The following is a 1,069-nucleotide window of genomic DNA, read 5'->3' on the forward strand; positions in this document are numbered from 1 at the left end:
GCTGGCCTTGGTCTACGGTGATAGTTGCGAACACACACCAGAAAACCAAGGACACAGCCCACATGGATCGTAGACGCCAAATTCTCCAGCATCAACAGCAACGTTTTCGCCGCCATGCTTCGAATTGTGATGCCTATGCTTTTTTCAACCTGCTCACGGCTCCCGAGTTGCTGCAGCGCGTTGAGTCAGCACTGCCAGAGCATCGGGAGCGCTTGTATCCGCCAACGGAAACTCTGTCGATGTTCCTGGCTCAAGCGATGAGTGCCGATCGCTCCTGCCAGAATGCCGTCAACGATTTCTCCATCAAGCGATCCTGTAGCGGCATGAAACCCAATAGCACTCGCACGGGCGCCTTCTGTAAAGCCCGACAACGCTTGCCGGTAGAAATGGTATCCACGTTGGTTCGACATTCCGGTTCGTCTATCAGTGATCAGGCGCCGCCTTCGTGGCGATGGATGGGGCGACCTGTACGCCTTGTCGACGGGACAACCGTCTCGATGCCCGATACGGCTGCGAATCAGGAGGCCTATCCGCAATCTCGCGGGCAGAAAGTTGGCCTTGGTTTTCCGTTGTGTCGAGTGGTGGGCCTCGTTTGCCTCTCCAGTGGCGCCGTTTTAGATGCCGCACTTGGACGTTTCCGAGGTAAGGGCGGCGACGAACAGACGCTGCTCAGATCAATGCTCGGCACGTTGAAAACAGGCGACATCTTGTTGGGCGACGCTTACTACGCGACCTATTTTCTGCTGTGCGAGTTGCAGCGACGAGGTATCGATGGCGTGTTCGAACAATATGGCGCCCGACGGCGCAGCACGGACTTTCGTCTGGGCCAAAGTCTCGGTTCGGAAGACCACTTGATCGAATTGAAAAAGCCCGAAAGAAGGCCGCCCTGGATGAGTCAAACACATTACGAACAGGCCCCTGAAAGGCTGATAGTGCGAGAGTTGAAGACTGACGGAAAAACGTTGGTGACCACCTTGCATTGCCCGAAGCAGACACCCAAAACAGCTCTCAAATCGCTGTACAAGGGGCGATGGCATGTCGAGTTGGACTTGCGAAATCTCAAGGCCAC

General features: G+C 55.6%; 1 protein-coding gene. It reads left to right on the forward strand.

Features of this window, described 5'->3' with window-relative positions:
* Positions 1–62 precede the first annotated feature (62 nt).
* Positions 63–1,069: IS4 family transposase (locus QLG12_RS07160; RefSeq protein WP_282474222.1), on the forward strand; the 1,007-nt coding region annotated here is incomplete at its 3' end.

Source organism: Pseudomonas sp. V88_4, assembly GCF_029967985.1.
Taxonomy (GTDB): Bacteria; Pseudomonadota; Gammaproteobacteria; order Pseudomonadales; family Pseudomonadaceae; genus Aquipseudomonas; species Aquipseudomonas glycinae.